This window comes from Lacticaseibacillus sp. 53-4 (assembly GCF_016861805.1).
In the GTDB taxonomy this organism is placed as follows: Bacteria; Bacillota; Bacilli; order Lactobacillales; family Lactobacillaceae; genus Lacticaseibacillus.
The window spans coordinates 1-16,856 of the sequence record NZ_BOLT01000016.1 but is presented as its reverse complement, the minus strand read 5'-3'; the positions used below and the strand labels follow the sequence as shown (position 1 = coordinate 16,856).

The following is a 16,856-nucleotide window of genomic DNA, read 5'->3' as shown; positions in this document are numbered from 1 at the left end:
TTCATTCACCTACGATTCCTAATCTCTGCCATTCCTTTACCCGCGTGCTCATCATTGCCTGCATTGACCAGTCGAACTCCTCACAGATGAAGGCCACGGCGTTGCTCCCGTACAGCAGAGCATCAAGTAGCTGGTTGACCGCGTTCAGCGGGTCGCTGGTATCCTTCACTTTGCCGGCCGGTGTGGTCAGCTCATCGAATGAGTTCTGCACCGCCTCGATAGCTTGTTGCATCTCTGGCACCAGCCTGATTGCCATTGCCAGTGGTTCCTTCACAATCCCATCGCCATTGATAACCGGCGCTGTGACGTGCACGAACTGATGCGCCATGTCGAGCGCCAGGAACGCGTCCTGCGCCTGCTCAACAATCTTGGCCGCGTCTTCAAGTTGAATGTCTTGCTTGCCATTCATCATGCGTGACATTGACGGTTGAGAAACCCCAATCATCCTTGCCGTGTTGACTCCGGTCATGCCTACCCGCTGCATCTCGTGGCGCAAGGTGCGCGGGCTTCTGATTGACCGCCGTATTGTGTAGCGGCCTTGTAGTGGCATTGTCTTCATGAATAACACCCCTCTCACAAATACCTTCATACGTCTGTATGCTTAGGCCATAGCGATTTGCTCTTTGAGTTCAATCGCCACGTCCTTGCACCAACTCGCGATCTCCGTGTCGGTCATTGCTAAGCACTCCATGTTGATGGCTTGTGCGCTACCTTGGTGAGTCTCGATGAGGTAGTCCATGCACTTGCGCCGGCCTTGCTCCAAAAAGCTGGCCACGATTCGTTCGTCTGCCATGCTGTCACCCCCTTTCGTTCTTTGAAATTTGAATATTTTGTCTCTCCTTCAAGTGAGATAATCGCTTTAAAGGAGGTGATTAAAATGTACTTTTCGATCCGTAAGGCATCTGATGGCCAATACTACTTCGTGATAAAATCCGCGAACAATGAAGTAGTGGCTACCAGTGAGCCATACCACCGCAAGGAATCGGCTGTGAAAACAATTGATTCCATTCGGAACGGTATTCACCCGGACTCAGTCGTTGTTGATGTTACCGATGATCCTTGATAGTTTATTGGATAGCGCAATCAGCTGGGCTGCCTCTTCCAAAAGCGTATCGGCTGTTTGTGCTATTTGTTTGCGCTCTTCTTCGTTCATCGTGATGCCTCCTCTCGCTTGGCGGAGCCGTGTTTTGATGTGATCCGTTTTGTATCAATCAATTTCTCATAAATATCCGGAAAAATCTTATCGGCAGGCAATCCGAAGAGTGCAACGTAGCGTTCCGTCAAATCTTTGCTTGGATTACGAGTGCCTTTTTCGATTTTTCTAACGTGAACAGCGGATATACTGAGCTGTTCTCCAAGCTGAGCTTGTGTAAAACCAGCGTTTTCCCGAAGACTGATTGCTTCATCTCGAACCATTTGATCACCTCGTTTCTGATACATTTAGTATCAACATGGATAATATACCACGATACATTTTGTATCGTCAACCCATTTTTGAAACTTTTTGTACCTTAGATACTTTTTGTATCGCATGGATGCTAAAATCACTTTAGGGAGGCGTTGCTATGCTAGGCGATAGATTAAAAAAACTAAGAGGTGACGGCCGTACACAAGAGGACGTTGCCAAAGCAGTTGGCGTCTCACGAGCGGCCTATTCTCACTTTGAAAATAATAGGAATGAGCCTGACAACGACACGCTCAAAAAACTTGCACAGTATTATGATGTTTCTATAGATTACCTGCTTGGTAGAACCGATAAGCGTCACTATTATTCCCTCACTGAGAAGGACCAGAAGTCCATCGACGAAGAGCTAGAGCGTATCATCAACGGGCTAGACGACAAGTCGGGGGTCAACTTCTTCAAGAACGATGCCGAGATTTCAGATCACGATCGCGAGTTGCTGGTTGCCTCACTGCGCAGCTCTCTTGCCTTGGCTCACGAGATGGCCAAGAAGAGCTTCACGCCAAAGAAGTATCGCGGCTCCGAGTCAGGGGACTAAGAAGGTGGCCAAATGCGATACGAAGCAGAGTCGGCCATCGTCAAAGCACGTAGCATCGTCAACCGATACAATAATCGGGACCCTTGGACTGTTGCCGAGTATTTGCCCGGCGTCCAGGTTGTTAAGCGAGACCTTGGGACAAACATCATGGGCTACACTCTCGTGGCCGCAAGAAGAGCCATCATTAGCCTGAACACGGCGCAGAGCTATTCAAGCGCCTCTGGCGTCTTGGCACACGAATTAGGGCACTCACAGCTAACACGGTCCGCGGACACTAATTACTTCTATCGGAATGCATCCGTGGCACGAACCGGCTCAGCCGAATACATTGCCAACTGCTTCATGTTTCAGTTTATGTTTGGCGACCGCGGTGGCATTAACCCATTGAACTACGATCAGATTCTCGATGAGTACGAGCTTCCGCAGTGGATGGTACGGTACTTCGATTTAATCAACTAGGAGGGAAATACTATGGTAGAAACACGTGTGTCGCGCAGCAAACAGAGAAAGCCACTTTGGAAAAGTTGGAAGCTTTGGCTTCTTATAGTGATGGTTGCCATCCTAGCTAAGGGAGCAATCAGCTGTACTAATTACTTATTCTCTGAACCCCCTGCTCCGTCTACAAAAATATATAAATTGAACAGTGACAAATCGGTAAAAGCGATGTTGAAACATTATGAACCTGATTTGAAAGTCACTGAAGTAGGCGGTGTTTACGATGACCCCAAATCGAAAACCGTTCTCGTAACGGTTAAAGAAGACAGTGCCTGGGACGATAAGTCGGCGGTTAAATCGATGCATACTGATATCGCTTTAGTTTGGAAGTCATTTAAAAAATCAAAAGGAACTGATTTTTCGAATATATCCGTTATGGTCAAATATCCCACCGAGGATGCCGGGGGTAATACTCACAACACAAAGGAAATGACTGCTGACATTCAAGGAAATAGGTTAAAAGATTTAAACGCAAAGAACTTTGATGATGACAACGTACCAGCATTTGCTACAAAATACTGGCAACGCAACGACTTGCCAAATGTTAACTAATGCTAGCACGGCGTCCAAATACTGACGACGGTATGGAAGAAAATTTGATATGAGACCAGATCATCTTGGGTTGAACAAAATAAGCGCCGCCAGTGCCTATATGGACACGGCAGCGCTATATCAAAAAGGCCTTGCTAATGTGACGGCACAAATCACCCCGGCGTATAGTGCTAACAAGGAGCTAATGGCCAAAGCAGTACGCTTGCAGGCTGCCAATTGGCGCAGTCAAGCCACAATAAACCAGGCGGCAATCAGTCAAGAAGCAATCGTACAGGCTGCCAGTCGAAACATGCAAACGGCACTCAGTCAGGCTGTCAGGATAGATATGCGGCTTGCTCCAATTATTCAGGACAACATAAAGGCGGTCACTAAGGCAGTTGCCCAATCGGTGATCGATTACCAAAAACTCGCCATGCCGCCCTTAGTCCTGAAAAGCGTCCCTAATCTCACCGAATATGTGTTCTCTGATTCTCTTCACGCAGAGCAGCAGTACCGCGATGGGAAAAGCAACCCGGAAGAGCGCGCTACCGTCAAGAATTGGCATCTTAATGCCAGTAGCAAGCAAACAAATTCCAATGATTATGTTTCCCAAGGATACAGCTCCACTAATCACAACCGTGAGAATGGGCAGGGAAACGAGAACTTTAGAGTTCAAATTATTCACCAACTTTCGACAGGGAAATTTTGGACAATATTTGGGACTATTCTTAGCGCACTGAGCTATTACCAACTCGATCAAGGATATAAGGAAGCAGCTGTTGGCACCTTGCTGGCAATTGCCAGTGCCTATTATTTCACGCGAAACGATTAAGCTCCTCTGTTCACCGATATTATAGCACCATCTGGCAGGACACCATCACCGCCACTATGCGGGTGCAGTTTAGCGGTAAAACGACAGCCTTCCAAGCTGTAGTCGCGGGTTCGACTCCCGTCACCCGCTTTGTCGAGTGTGTATCGACAATAATTTAACATTGGAGGTCATCAGTATGGCAGATCGAACATTCACTAAGGAAGAACTGGCAAAGTATAACGGCAAAGACGATCCCCACAAATATGTGGCAGTCGATGGTGTCGTATACGATCTAACGTCCGTTAAAGCTTGGGCGGGCGAAAACCATCACGGCAATGTTGCTGGTCAAGATCTCACTGACATCATCACTAACGTCTCTCCTCATGGCAAAAAGGTTCTCAGCAAGGTACCCGTTGTTGGCAAGTATATTGGGTAGCCGTTCTGTTTCCCCCTTCGGTCGTAGGTTTAATTTCTACATGTCCATGCCCCATCATATGGGGCTTTTATTTCACACGTCGACCGAACACAAGTTTGCGAATATTAAAGGAATTGAATATTCAGGAGGCACAAAAATGACAGAAGGACACGTTAGAAAGCGCGGCGAGAAATGGTATTACTCATTCGAGGCCGCAACAGTGGACGGGAAACGCAAGCGCATAGAGCGAGTCGGAGGCTACACCGAGAAGGACGCACAGCGCGCGCTCCGCAAGGCGCTAGATGAGTACGAGCGCGGCGGCCTCACCGTCAAGCTCAAAGATATGTCGGTAGCAGACTATATGGACTACTGGATCAAGAACTATGTAGAAAAGAACCTGAAATACAACACGCGCAAAAATTACCTGAACGTCGTCAACCGCTACGTCAAGCCTTACCTAGGAAAGTATAAGATGAAGACGATCTCACCTGCCGTGATTCAGCAGTTCGTGAACCACGTCGCCGAAACGAAGCTGCCACGCACTGGCAAGACGCCTGCAAAGCACACGGTCGAGATTATCCTTACGGTCGTGAAAGAAGCGTTGAAGCGAGCTGTCTACCCCTACCAGATCATCAAGGAGAACCCTGCTAGCTACGTGGATATGCCAAAGTATGCGCCGACACCAGCCACCACTCGCCAAGATTTGAAGATCATCACCTACGACCAGTACGAGCAACTACTGGCCTGCTGCCCGCCTGCTGACCCGTATCACATGCCACTTGTCATCGCGTTCAACACCGGCATGCGGCGCGGCGAGGTGCTCGGCCTCGAATGGGACATGGTGGATATTGAAGGAGCTACTATTCGCGTTGAGCGGAACATGATACAGAAAGGCGACGGCGTCTACGACCTGGACTCGCCCAAGAGTGCCGCCGGTTACCGCACCATCACCATCGGCCCTTCCCTGGTGGCTGAGCTGAAAGCCAAGCGCCAAGCTCAAATGCAGATGCGTATCCGCTATGGATCGCTGTACAACGAATCCAACTTCGTCTGCACGTGGGACAACGGCAACCCGGTGGTGCCGGGTTACATCAAATATCGCTCACGCAAGCTATCAGATGATCTTGGCTTTCCGTTTTCCTTCCACTCACTGCGCCACACTCACGCCACGATGCTGCTTGATGCGGGTGAGAAACTCAAGGTCGTACAGGAACGTCTCGGCCACGCCAAGATGTCGACGACTGCTGACACATATCTGCATGTCACCGAAGAAATGCGGAACGATACGGCCATCACTTTTGAAGACTACTTGAAACGCAAAAAAGGCTGAACCCTTTCCGTTGACAAGTGCCAAAACGGAACAGATTCAGCCGAACAATTTGAACCACATTTTGCCTACGGATTTTAAGCGGCGTAGGCAAACCGTTGGCAAGCACCCCAAAATAATCGAAATTTCACGAGATAAATCCTTATTTATCGCCGCTTCCGTCCTTGCTTATGTTCAGAATGCTCATGAACGCTTCCTGCGGCACTTCGACAGAGCCGACCGCCTTCATGCGCTTCTTGCCGGCCTTCTGCTTTTCCAGCAGCTTGCGCTTGCGGGTGATGTCACCGCCGTAGCACTTCGCCAAGACATTCTTCCGGTATGCTTTCACGGTGCTGCGGGCGATGATCTTAGTTCCGATCGCCGCCTGAATCGGCACCTCAAATTGCTGCCGGGGAATGGTCTCCTTGAGCTTGGCCACAATATTGCGACCGCGGTCGTAGGCAAAGTCCTTGTGCACGATGGTGGACAGCGCGTCGACCGGGTCGCCGTTCAGCAGGATATCCATTTTGACCAAATCGGACGCTCGGTAGCCGGTGACCTCGTAGTCCAAACTCGCGTAGCCCTTGGTCGAGGACTTCAGCTGGTCGAAAAAGTCGTAAATAATTTCCGACAGCGGCAGGTTGTAAATGACGTTGACGCGGTACTTGTCGAGGTAATCCATGGTGACGAACTCGCCGCGCTTGCGCTGGGCGATTTCCATGACCGGACCGACGTAATCGTTTGGCACCATGATGCTGGCCTTGACGTAAGGCTCACGGATCTCCTTGACTTCGCTGGAGTCCGGCAGCTCGGCCGGATTGTCGATGGTGATGGTGGTGCCATCGGTTTTGTCGACCTGATAATCCACACTCGGCGCCGTCATAATCAGATCAAGGTCAAAGTCGCGCTCCAGTCGCTCCTGCACCACGTCCATGTGCAGCAGCCCCAGGAACCCGACCCGGAAGCCGAAGCCCAGCGCCTGCGAAGTTTCGGGCTCAAATTCCAGCGCCGCATCGTTCAGCTGCAGCTTTTCCAAAGCCTCGCGCAGGTCGTTGAACTTCGCGTTATCGACCGGGAACAGGCCGGAATACACCATTGGCGTGATCTGGCGAAACCCATCCAGCGGCTTATCCGCCGGATTGTCCGCCAGCGTGACGGTGTCGCCGACGCGCGTGTCCTGAATGGTCTTAATGGCCGCCGTGATGTAACCCACGTCGCCGACCATCAGGTAATCTTTCTGCACGGCCTTAGGCGACATCACCCCAACCTCTGTGACCTCGTAGCGCTTCTGATTGCTCATCAACTCGATGGTGTCACCGACCTGCACGATGCCGTCTTCGATGCGTACCGCTAGCACGACCCCGCGGTAGGCATCGTAAACCGAGTCAAAAATCAGGGCCTTAAGCGGCGCGTCGAGGTCGCCGCTCGGCGCCGGAATGTCGGAAACAATGCGTTCAAGCACTTCCGGCACACCCAGACCGGTTTTGGCCGAAGTCAAAATCGCGTCCGAGGCATCCAGGCCGATCATTTCCTCGATTTCTTCCTTGACCACTTCCGGCTGGGCACTGGGCAGGTCGACTTTGTTGATGATCGGCACGATCTCCAGGTCATCGTCAAGCGCCAGGTAGACGTTTGCCAGCGTCTGGGCCTCAACGCCTTGAGCGGCGTCCACCAGCAGCAGCGCGCCTTCACAGGCCGCCAGGCTGCGGCTGACTTCGTAAGAAAAGTCCACGTGCCCCGGCGTATCGATCAGGTGAAAAATGTAAGTCTCGCCATCTTTGGCCGTGTAATGCAGCTCCACAGCATTGAGCTTGATGGTGATCCCGCGCTCGCGCTCCAGCGGCATATCGTCCAGAACCTGGGCCTGCATGTCGCGCTTGGCGATGGTATCAGTCAGCTCCAAAATGCGGTCCGCCAGGGTCGACTTACCGTGGTCGATGTGTGCCACGATAGAAAAATTACGAATGTGCTTCTGGCGTTCGCGCAACGCCTGTTTATCAATGTCAGCCATAAGTGCCCACTTTCTGTCAATTGCTCGTTAACCCATTATAGCAAGCGGCCTAGCTTGACTCAAACCACCCGCCGCGCCAAGGCAAAAAGAAACCGCCCATCACGAGCGGTTTCAGCCTTGTTACTTATTTTTGAAGGCGTCCTTGACCCGGTCAAACAGCGACCCTTCATGCGGGGTGACGTCCTCGCCGCTGGCAGCGGCAAAGGCCATCAAGGCGTCCTTTTGCTTCTGGTTCAAGCCCTTTGGCGTCTTGACCGTTACCGTGACCATCTGATCGCCAAAGCCGGCGTTTGGCCGGTTCGGGTTGGGCGCCCCTTTGCCGCGCAGCCGGAACTTGCTTTCGGTTTGCGTGCCGGCTGGAATCTTCAGCTCCACTGGCCCATGCACGGTGTCGACCTTGATCGTATCGCCAAGTGCGGCCTGCGCAAAGCTGATCGGCAGCTTGTAATAAATCGTCGTGCCGTCGCGCTGGAACTTGTCGCTTGGGGCGACTCGGAACACGATAAACAAGTCCCCATAAGGGCCGTTGTTGGTGCCGGCCTCGCCGGCGCCGCGCTCACGGATCTGCTGGCCGTCCTCAACCCCGCCAGGGATCTTGACGTCGATGGTGTGACGCTGCTTCTCGTGACCAGTACCGCCGCACGTTGGGCACTTCTCCTTGATTTCCTTGCCGGTGCCGTGGCAGACGTCGCAGACTTCGCGCGTCATCATGGCCCCGAGCGGCGTGTTGCGCTGAACCTGGATGTAGCCAGAGCCGTGACACTTCGAGCAGGTCACTGGACTCGTCCCAGGCTTCGCACCCGAGCCGTTGCAGGTGTGACACACGGCTTCGCGATCGTAAGAGATCTTGGTGTCCTTGCCGAACACCGCCTCTTCAAAGGTCAAGTCCATGCGGTACTGCAAATCGGCGCCTTGGCGCGGGGCATTGGCACTTTGGCCGCCGCCTTGCCCGCCGCCAAAGAACTGGCTGAAGATGTCGTCAAACCCGCCAAAGCCTTGGGCACTGCCGCCACCAAAATTGGAGAAGCCTTGACCACCAAAGCCCTGACCGCCAAACCCGCCCTGGGCCCCGTCGGCTGAGCCGTACTGGTCATACGCCGCACGCTTTTGCGGGTCGGACAGGACCTGGTACGCTTCGTTGATTTCCTTGAATTTTTGCTCAGCACCCGGCGCGTGGTTGATGTCGGGATGGTACTTTTTGGAAAGCTGTCGAAAGGCCTTCCTGATTTCGTCATCGCTGGCATCCCGGGCGACACCGAGTGTTTCGTAATAATCCTTGTCTGCCATTGTTGCCTCCTTGAATTGGGTGCTCGCGCCCAAAAAAGCTTATTCAGGATACCATATTTTGGGCAAGGCGCGCAAAACTGCCTCACCAAACAAAAAGCCAAAGCCAGTTGGCCTTGGCTTTTCACACGGACAGACGGTTACTTCTTGTCGTCGTTGACGTCCTTGTACTCGCCATCGAAGGTCTTGCCGTCGTCGCCCTTGTCAGCGGTGCCGGTTGCGCCGCTGCCCTGGGCATCAGAGCCGCCCTTAGCCTGCTGCTCTTTTTGCGCCTGCTCGTACAGCTTGACGGTCAGATCCTGCACGATCTTGTTCAAGTCGTCGCGCTTGGTCTTCATGTCTTCGATGTTGTTTTCTTGCTGGGCCTTCTTGAGGGCGTCTTCTGCGTCCTGCGCCTTCTTGATCTCATCGTCGGAGACTTTGCCCTTAAGATCCTTCAGGGTTTTGTCGGTCTGGAAGATCAGCTGGTCAACATCGTTCTTGAGGTCGACTTCTTCCTTGCGCTTCTTGTCGGCTTCCTCGTTTTCCTTGGCTTCCTTCATCATGCGATCGATTTCTTCGTCCGACAGGCCTGACGAACTCTTGATCGTGATGTTCTGAGATTTGCCAGTGCCAAGATCCTTCGCGGAAACCTGCACGATGCCGTTCTTGTCGATGTCGAATTTGACTTCGATCTGAGGAACGCCCCGTGGGGCCGCCGGAATGTCAGTCAGCTGGAAGCGGCCAAGCGTCTTGTTGTCCGCAGCCATCGGCCGCTCGCCTTGCAGGACATGAATGTCAACGGCCGGCTGGTTGTCAGCCGCAGTCGAGAAGACCTGGCTCTTGGAGGTTGGAATCGTGGTGTTGCGGTCGATCAGCTTGGTGAACACGCCGCCCATCGTTTCGATTCCCAGAGACAATGGGGTGACATCGAGCAGGACAACGTCTTTGACGTCACCGGAAATGACCCCACCCTGAATGGCAGCGCCAAGGGCAACGGCTTCGTCAGGGTTGATGCTGTGGTCTGGTTCCTTGCCGGTCCACTCTTTGACCGCGTCTTGAACGGCCGGAATCCGGGTCGACCCACCATTGAGGATGACCTTGTCGATGTCTGAGTTGGACAAGCCAGCATCCTTCATCGCGTTATCCACTGGGACCTTGGTCTTGGCAACCAGGTCGGCGGTCATTTGGTCAAACTGGGCACGCGTCAGTGTCCGCTCCAAGTGCAGCGGGCCATTGGCACCGGCAGAAATGAACGGCAGGGAGATTTGCGTCTGGGAAACGCCAGACAGATCCTTCTTCGCCTTTTCAGCGGCATCCTTCAGACGCTGCATCGCCATCTTGTCCTTGGACAAGTCGATGTTGTTATCCTTCTTGAACTCGCTGACCAGCCAGTCGATGATCTTGTTATCAAAATCATCACCGCCCAGGTGCGTATCCCCGTTCGTCGACAGCACTTCAAACACGCCGTCGCCGAGTTGCAGGATGGAGACATCAAACGTCCCACCGCCGAGGTCGTAAACCAGGACCTTTTCGTCCTTGTCGCCTTTGTCCAGGCCATAAGCCAGGGCGGACGCAGTTGGTTCGTTGACGATGCGAGAAACGTTCAGACCCGCGATCTTGCCGGCATCTTTAGTCGCCTGACGCTGCGAATCGTTGAAGTAAGCCGGTACCGTGATGACCGCGTCGGTCACTTCTTCGCCCAAGTAATCTTCAGAGAACTTCTTGATGTACTGCAGGATCATCGCAGAAATTTCCTGCGGGGTGTATTCCTTGTCACCGACCTTAACCTTGTAGCCGGCCTCGCCCATGTGACGCTTGATCGAAGTGATGGTGTCTGGGTTGGTGATGGCCTGCCGCTTGGCAACTTCGCCGACTTGAATCTCGCCGTCTTTAAACGCAACGACAGACGGTGTGGTGCGGTTGCCTTCCGGGTTGGTGATGATCTTTGGCTGGCCGCCTTCGAGCACGGCGACCGCGGAGTTGGTAGTCCCTAAGTCGATCCCAATAACTTTACTCATAGTAAAATCCCTTCTTTTAACAGTTTTGATTAACTAATTTGCAACGACGACCATCGCTGGACGCAGGACCCGATCCTTGAGCTTGTAGCCTTTTTGCAGGACCTGAACCACGGTATCCTTCGCGTGATCCTTATCCGCCGGAACGGTTTGCACGGCTTGCTGCAGGTTCGGATCAAACTTCCCGGTCGCCGTGATCTCCGTCACGCCGTTCTCCTTGAGGGCGTTATCGAGGTGGCTGTACACCATCTCGACGCCCTTTTTCAAAGATTGCGCGGCATCGTCCGTGACCTCGGTGGCCAGCGCGCGCTCCAGGTTATCCAGAACTGGGAGCACCGCAGTGGCCAGCTTTTGCCCGTCGTACTTGGCCATGTCCTCGCGCTCCTTATTGAAGCGTTTGTTCATGTTGTTGATCTCGGCGGCGGCGCGCAGGTACTTATCCTCGAGCTCGTCGCGGTCCTTTTGCAGGGCTTCAACATCCACGCCGGAGTCTTGGACTTCTTCCTCGAGGTCGTCCTTCATCTCTTCCTCGATTTCATCCCGCAGACTTGGTTGCTGCTTGGCCGCTTTTGGTTTGGCCTCAGGCTTTGGTTCAGCCTTTGCCGCAGTTTGCTTGGCGGTTTGCGTCTTCTTGGTTTGCTTGTCTGTCAAATTCATGCCTCCTGTCACTGATCAAAATGATTGTAGTAATCGGTCAGCCGTTTTGCGAGTTCTTCGCGGAAGGCATCGAGCAAACCGATCATCTTCGAGTACGGCATCTGGGTCGGCCCGATCAGGGCAATCATCCCAGTCCCGTGTTCGCCGACTGAGTAGTTCGCGGTCAATAGGCTCAGATTCTCAAGCACATCCGGCGTCAGCTCCGAGCCCAGCTTGACCTTGATATGGGAATCATGAAGCGGGCCAAGCAACGTATTGAACGCCTGGCGCTGGCTGCCTTGATCATTATCCATCATGGCTAACAGCCGCTTGAGCTGATCCACATCCGAGTCGCCCAGGTAATCCATGAGATTCAGACGCCCGCCCACATAGAAGCGTTCCTCAGCCGCCTTGCGGAGCACGTTGCCGAAGAGGTCCAGGAACCCGTCCGGGCTGGTCATGTACTTGAATAGCAACCCCGGCACTTCTGATTGAAGCTTTTGGGCGACTTCGCCGAGCGATAAGCCGACCAGCTCATCGTTGATGATGCGAATGGCCTTCTCCACTTCGTCAGAGCCGACTTCCGGGGGCAGCGTGAACAGCTGACTTTCAACGTTGCCATTGCTCGTGACCAAAATCGCCATCACCTGATGATTGCCCAGCGGCACCAACCGAAACCCAGTGAGTTTTAAGTTGGTGACCTCAGGCCCCAAGGTGATTGCGGTGTAATTTGTGAGGTTCGACAAAATGCGCGCACTTTGGGCGACAATTTCATCGATCTTGTAAAAATGCCCCCCGAAGCCTTGCTGAATCGCAGCAATCTCGTTGGGCGTGACCGCGGCTGGCTCGACGAGGTTGTCCAAGTAGAAACGGTAACCCTTAGTCGATGGGACGCGGCCAGAACTGCTATGCGTCTTTCTGATCAGACCCTCGTCTTCCAGCGCCGCCATGTCGTTGCGGATCGTTGCCGAACTGACATGCACCGGCAACTGCGCCATCAACGCTTTGGAACCGACTGGCTGGCCGGTTTCGGTGTAGGAGCGGATGATCTGTTTCAAGACGAGTAGTTGGCGTTTCGTCAACATAATCCCACCTTCTTTTAGCACTGAAACCATTTGAGTGCTAAGTACAATACTTAATATACCAATGGCCGTTAGCAAAGTCAACCTCAGTCTGCTAATTTCGCCGTTTTCACGAAAAAATCGGCCCCAGGACTGAGACCGACGTGTGTTTTTCTGAAAATAGGCGCAAGTACGCGGGGTCAAATCAGTGGGTCATCGAGCAAAAACTGCTGAAAGACTTCGTTGCCGAGAAACTGCCCCTGGTTTGTCAGGCGCACGGCATCCCCATCAACCGTGACCAGCTGCTGGTCGCTCAGGTCCTTCAACAGCTGCCCGTACACCTCATTGATGGTCATGTGGTAGCGCTTTGCAAACCGTTTCTGAGACACCCCTTCCCGGGTTCGCAGCCCGAGGAACATCTCTTCTTCGATTTGCTCTTCCAGCGGCACCAGGTGATGTTCGATCACCGGCACTTTGTGGTTGTGGAGCGGGTCCAGGTACTGCTTGATCGGCCCGAAATTGTGGTACCGATCGCGGCCGACGTAGCCAAACGCCCCGGCGCCAAAGCCGAAGTAATGCTCGTTGCGCCAGTACAGCAAGTTGTGCTGGCACTGGTAACCGGTTTTGGCAAAATTAGAAATCTCGTACTGATGGCGCCCGGTGCTTTCCATCAGGTCGATCGCGTCCTGGTACATGTCGGCTTCCGCGTCCTGATTCGGCAGCTGCAGCCGCCCGGAGCGCATCAGGTTATAGAAAATCGTCTTTTTTTCCAAGATCAGGGAATACGTCGAATAATGCGGCAGATCAAGTGCCAAGGCTTTGTGCAGGCTCGCCAAAAAGTCCTCGCGCGTCTGCTTGGGCAGCCGAAAAATCAGGTCGATGGAAATATTCTCAAAGCCCACTGCCCGCGCATTGGCGATCGCCTGGTAGACATCGGCGACCCGGTGCGTGCGCCCAATCGCCTTTAAAATGGCGTCGTTAAACGACTGCACCCCAATTGACAGGCGGTTGACCCCATTTTCATGCAGCGCGCGCAGCTTATCCTTTTCGAGCAAATCGTTGGGGTTCGCTTCGAAGGTGAACTCGCCGTGGTCGAAATGCAGCTCGCGGCGAATGCCGGAAATCAAGCGCTCCAGCTGCACCGGCGTCAGCGTGGTCGGCGTGCCGCCGCCAACGTACACGGTTTCGATTTTTTCATCGGGATGACTGGCCATCACCAGGTGCATCTCGCGAATCAGCATGTCGACGTAATCGTCAACCGGCTGACCTTCGATGAAGACCTTGTTGAAATTGCAGTAGTAACAAATGTGAGAGCAGAAGGGAATATGCACATAAGCCCCAGCCATCAATCCGTCAGCCCTTTCAAAAACGCCTTGGCGTCCTTTTCGTCCTGGGCAAGCTGGGCAACCAGCCCCGCCGCTGAATCAAACATCATGTCCCCGCGCAAGCGGTGCATCCACTCGACGCGCACCGGCGCATCATAAATATCCTGGTGGAAATCAAACAGGTTGACCTCCACCGTCACCGGGCGCCCCGGACCAAAGGTGATGTTGCGCCCGACCGACGCCATCCCCGGGTACCACTGGCCGTTGACCTGCAGGCGCACCGTGTACACGGCAATGCCGGGGATGCGCTCTTCGGCCGGTGCCTGGACGTTTGCGGTCGGGTAGCCAATCGTGCGGCCGCGCGCCTCGCCGTGCACCACCGTGCCGCTTGTTTGATAGCGATAACCCAGCAAGTGGTTTGCCAGATCCACATCGCCAAGGTCTAGCGCCTCGCGAATCCGCGTCGAGGAAACCTTTTCCCCGGCATCAACCGTCTTGGGCACCGTAATGATTTCAAACCGCTCCTGAGCGTACTGCGGCAGTGTCTTCATGTTGGCGATATCGCGTTTGCCGTACGTGTAGTCGAAGCCAGCGACCACGACCGCGGCATTCAGGACAACGAGGTACTGGTCGACAAAGGCCTGGGGCGAAAGTTTTGAAAACGCCGGGGTAAAGTGGATGAAGTACAGCAGATCGACGCCAAAATGCGCCATCAGTTCACTCTTCCGCGGCCGCGGGGACAGGTATTTGACCGAGCTGGCCGGCACACCGCGGTAAATCACCGCCGGATGCACATCAAACGTCATGACTGCAAGCTTCAGGCCGCGTTTGTCAGCCTCTGCCCGCGCGCGGCCAATCACCGCCTGATGGCCCAGGTGAACGCCGTCGAAAAACCCCAACGCCAGCACGATGGGCTGGCTGGGAACTGCTGCCGCCGCAAGCGGCGGGTGAATATCGATCACTTGCATAATTATCTCCTCATCAACCTTGGCCAATGCCGGCATTAGCCAAGAACATCATGGCAGGCCGAAACTCGGCCGCCTCTTTGCGGTACAGCGCCTTAAAGACGCCTTGGTACGTCAGGCCGATTTCATCAGTCGCGGCAGTGCCTAGCGGCAAGCCGCGCCCATTTTTGACCGCGTCCCACTGGCTGGCCGAAAGCGCCATCAGCGGCAGGTCCGGAAAAGCGAATTCGATGGGCCGCAAATGAGCGACCGCAGCTGCCGGGGCGGTGTCGCGCGTCAACTGACGTAAATCAAGCGTGTCGCTGAGCTTGAACCCCCCGCTTTGCGTGCGCGTCAGCTGCGCCATCACGGCCGGCACCTTCAGCGCCCGGCCGGCATCCACCGCAAGGGTGCGAATGTACGTCCCCTTTGAGACTTTGGCTTCAAACGTGAAGTCCTGCGTCCCCCTTGCCGCATCAAACGTGCTGGGCGCAGTCCGCTTAAATTCGTAAACGTGAACTTGGCGAGTCGGCCGCTCGACGGTTTCGCCGTTTCTAGCGTACTGATAAAGCTTGCGCCCGTTGACCTTGACCGCCGAGTACATTGGCGGCGTTTGCGTGATCTCGCCGGTCAACGTTAACAGCGCGGCATCGATCTGCGCATCGGTAAACGGGGCCGTTAAGGTCACGCGGGACACCTCAGCCCCGTCGAGGTCCTCAGTTTCCGTCGCAAAGCCGAGCGTCGCTTTGCCCGTGTAGGTTTTGCCCAGCGCCATCAGCGCCGGCACGGCCTTCGTCGCCGCCCCCAGCGCGATTGGCAGCACGCCATCGACGCTGGGGTCAAGTGTGCCCGAATGGCCCACTTTTTTCATTTGCAACAAGTAGCGGAGTTTGCTGACCACATCGGCCGAAGTCATACCCGACGGCTTGTATACTGGTAAAATCCCATCCATGTCAAAAACCTCGCTTCTGCTGTTGGCCGTGGGCCGTGCGCCGCTGGTGAACCAGCCAGGTGATCAGGAAGGCCAACACCACGATCAGCGAAAAGGCCCAGTTCGGCACCTCAATGCCAATTTGCGGCAGACTGAGCGCCAACTTTACTGCAATGATGAAAATCAGCGCGTAAGCCATCACTTCCAGCTCGGGCACCTTAGTGATGAAGTCGGTGATGATCTGGGCGACAAACCGCATCGCCAAAATTCCTAGGCACCCGCCAATCAGCACAATCACCGGATTATTGTCGATGGCCAGCGCGGCCAGGATCGAATCGACGGAAAACACAATATCGAGCGCCTCAATTGAAGCCACAGTGCGCCAAAAATGCGTCTGCTTCGGCTTGGCTAGGGTCTTTGGCTGCGGCCCGTCCTTGGGGTGGCGTTGCTCGTAGAAGAAATGCAGCGACATCCACACCAAGTATGCCGCCCCTAGCGCTTTGATGCCCCAGAAGTTCATGAGGTACGTGCCCAGGCCGATCGCGATGAACCGGAACAGATACGCCCCCCACATGCCGTAAATCAGCGCGTGGTGCTGGTCTTTTTTGTCTGGCAACGACTTGGTCTGCGCGGCCAGCACGACCGCGTTATCCACTGACAGCAAGCATTCCAGCAGCGCCAGCGTTAAGATTGTGACCCAGCCCTGGGTAGTCATCACCGCCTGGTGCCAGTCACTCGCTTCAAAAAAGGGTAAGTACAATTTCTCAATCAGACTCACGTCGCCACCGCCTTATTTTTACTATTATACATTTCCTCTGGCACCGTTGCACCCGCAGTGTAAGCCAGCTTGGGTTCAACCATAATTGGGCTCCGGGGTCGCAACGCCCGAATGATTAGCTACGCCCGATGCCTCGCCGCCAAACAACGGCGGCAATGCCTCGGGCTATGATCAGACTGTTGCCGTTTACGGCGTCCAGTCTGACATGCGTAGCGGCTAATCATCGGGCTAAAACCGCGACCCCTACACACCTTGCAATAAAAACCACCCGTCGAACGGGTGGTTTTCTCTGGGGCTATAAGCCCCTGTTGCTGGCTGCGTCTCAAGGCGC

Annotated in this window: 20 protein-coding genes and 1 tRNA gene; 8 read left to right on the top strand and 13 right to left on the bottom strand. The window is 54.2% G+C overall.

The features are described 5' to 3' along the window. Position 1 precedes the first annotated feature (1 nt). Both JUF21_RS07525 and JUF21_RS07520 read right to left on the bottom strand, forming a co-directional pair. Positions 2-559 carry a helix-turn-helix transcriptional regulator gene (locus tag JUF21_RS07525; RefSeq protein ID WP_203663748.1) on the bottom strand — a complete coding sequence of 186 codons (558 nt, stop codon included), beginning with the start codon at positions 557-559 and terminating at the stop codon, positions 2-4. A gap of 42 nt (positions 560-601) precedes the next feature. Next, entirely contained in the window at positions 602-793 is a 192-nt protein-coding gene (locus JUF21_RS07520; protein ID WP_203663746.1) for a hypothetical protein, read from the bottom strand. 84 nt (positions 794-877) lie between these two features. On the opposite strand from JUF21_RS07520, the gene JUF21_RS07515 reads away from it, so the two are divergent. Further along, positions 878-1,063, top strand: a complete 186-nt coding sequence (locus tag JUF21_RS07515; protein WP_203663744.1) for a YegP family protein — start codon at positions 878-880, stop codon at positions 1,061-1,063. Here the strand turns inward: JUF21_RS07515 and JUF21_RS12040 are convergent. Further along, positions 1,031-1,153 carry a hypothetical protein gene (locus tag JUF21_RS12040; RefSeq protein ID WP_255559897.1) on the bottom strand — a complete coding sequence of 41 codons (123 nt, stop codon included), beginning with the start codon at positions 1,151-1,153 and terminating at the stop codon, positions 1,031-1,033. The two genes, JUF21_RS07515 and JUF21_RS12040, sit on opposite strands and share 33 nt — an antisense overlap. Then, entirely contained in the window at positions 1,150-1,416 is a 267-nt protein-coding gene (locus tag JUF21_RS07510) for a helix-turn-helix transcriptional regulator (protein ID WP_203663742.1), read from the bottom strand. Before JUF21_RS07510 ends, JUF21_RS12040 begins: the two co-directional genes overlap by 4 nt. Positions 1,417-1,565: 149 nt before the next feature. On the opposite strand from JUF21_RS07510, the gene JUF21_RS07505 reads away from it, so the two are divergent. The 7 genes from JUF21_RS07505 to JUF21_RS07475 all read left to right on the top strand — a co-directional run bounded on the left by JUF21_RS07505 (position 1,566) and on the right by JUF21_RS07475 (position 5,582). Further along, the gene (locus tag JUF21_RS07505) at positions 1,566-2,000 is read left to right on the top strand and encodes a helix-turn-helix domain-containing protein (RefSeq protein ID WP_203663740.1); all 435 of its coding nucleotides are present in this window, start codon (positions 1,566-1,568) and stop codon (positions 1,998-2,000) included. Between the two features lie 12 nt (positions 2,001-2,012). After that, a complete protein-coding gene (locus JUF21_RS11935) occupies positions 2,013-2,459 on the top strand; it encodes an ImmA/IrrE family metallo-endopeptidase (protein ID WP_239061435.1) in 447 nt (148 codons plus the stop codon). 12 nt (positions 2,460-2,471) lie between these two features. Further along, a complete protein-coding gene (locus JUF21_RS07495) occupies positions 2,472-3,047 on the top strand; it encodes a hypothetical protein (protein WP_239061434.1) in 576 nt (191 codons plus the stop codon). 49 nt (positions 3,048-3,096) lie between these two features. Next, entirely contained in the window at positions 3,097-3,858 is a 762-nt protein-coding gene (locus JUF21_RS07490) for a hypothetical protein (RefSeq protein ID WP_203663738.1), read from the top strand. A gap of 58 nt (positions 3,859-3,916) precedes the next feature. Next, positions 3,917-3,987: transfer RNA gene (locus tag JUF21_RS07485), tRNA-Gly, on the top strand. Positions 3,988-4,033: 46 nt separating this feature from the next. Continuing rightward, the gene (locus tag JUF21_RS07480) at positions 4,034-4,273 is read left to right on the top strand and encodes a cytochrome b5 domain-containing protein (RefSeq protein WP_125579660.1); all 240 of its coding nucleotides are present in this window, start codon (positions 4,034-4,036) and stop codon (positions 4,271-4,273) included. A gap of 136 nt (positions 4,274-4,409) precedes the next feature. Next, positions 4,410-5,582: a site-specific integrase gene (locus tag JUF21_RS07475; protein ID WP_203663737.1), complete on the top strand. Its 1,173-nt coding sequence runs from the start codon at positions 4,410-4,412 to the stop codon at positions 5,580-5,582. A 139-nt stretch (positions 5,583-5,721) separates the two neighbouring features. Here JUF21_RS07475 and lepA read toward each other — a convergent pair whose 3' ends face one another. The 9 genes from lepA to JUF21_RS07430 form a co-directional block, all read right to left on the bottom strand. After that, complete coding sequence (lepA, locus tag JUF21_RS07470) at positions 5,722-7,569, bottom strand: translation elongation factor 4 (protein ID WP_374706444.1); 1,848 nt, start codon at positions 7,567-7,569, stop codon at positions 5,722-5,724. A 120-nt stretch (positions 7,570-7,689) separates the two neighbouring features. Continuing rightward, the gene (dnaJ, locus tag JUF21_RS07465; RefSeq protein WP_203623779.1) at positions 7,690-8,856 is read right to left on the bottom strand and encodes a molecular chaperone DnaJ; all 1,167 of its coding nucleotides are present in this window, start codon (positions 8,854-8,856) and stop codon (positions 7,690-7,692) included. A gap of 137 nt (positions 8,857-8,993) precedes the next feature. Then, entirely contained in the window at positions 8,994-10,853 is a 1,860-nt protein-coding gene (gene dnaK / locus JUF21_RS07460; protein ID WP_203623778.1) for a molecular chaperone DnaK, read from the bottom strand. Between the two features lie 33 nt (positions 10,854-10,886). After that, positions 10,887-11,507 (bottom strand): nucleotide exchange factor GrpE, encoded by a 621-nt coding sequence (grpE, locus tag JUF21_RS07455; protein WP_203623777.1) that lies wholly within the window; start codon positions 11,505-11,507, stop codon positions 10,887-10,889. An 8-nt stretch (positions 11,508-11,515) separates the two neighbouring features. Then, positions 11,516-12,571: a heat-inducible transcriptional repressor HrcA gene (gene hrcA, locus JUF21_RS07450; protein WP_125754749.1), complete on the bottom strand. Its 1,056-nt coding sequence runs from the start codon at positions 12,569-12,571 to the stop codon at positions 11,516-11,518. 176 nt (positions 12,572-12,747) lie between these two features. After that, positions 12,748-13,893 carry a radical SAM family heme chaperone HemW gene (gene hemW / locus JUF21_RS07445; RefSeq protein WP_203623776.1) on the bottom strand — a complete coding sequence of 382 codons (1,146 nt, stop codon included), beginning with the start codon at positions 13,891-13,893 and terminating at the stop codon, positions 12,748-12,750. Further along, complete coding sequence (gene ribF, locus JUF21_RS07440; RefSeq protein ID WP_203623775.1) at positions 13,893-14,840, bottom strand: riboflavin biosynthesis protein RibF; 948 nt, start codon at positions 14,838-14,840, stop codon at positions 13,893-13,895. The genes hemW and ribF overlap by 1 nt, the downstream gene beginning before the upstream one ends. Before the next feature lie 13 nt (positions 14,841-14,853). Further along, entirely contained in the window at positions 14,854-15,768 is a 915-nt protein-coding gene (gene truB, locus JUF21_RS07435; RefSeq protein ID WP_203623774.1) for a tRNA pseudouridine(55) synthase TruB, read from the bottom strand. Position 15,769: 1 nt separating this feature from the next. After that, entirely contained in the window at positions 15,770-16,525 is a 756-nt protein-coding gene (locus JUF21_RS07430) for a TerC family protein (RefSeq protein ID WP_239061357.1), read from the bottom strand. Positions 16,526-16,856 lie beyond the last annotated feature (331 nt).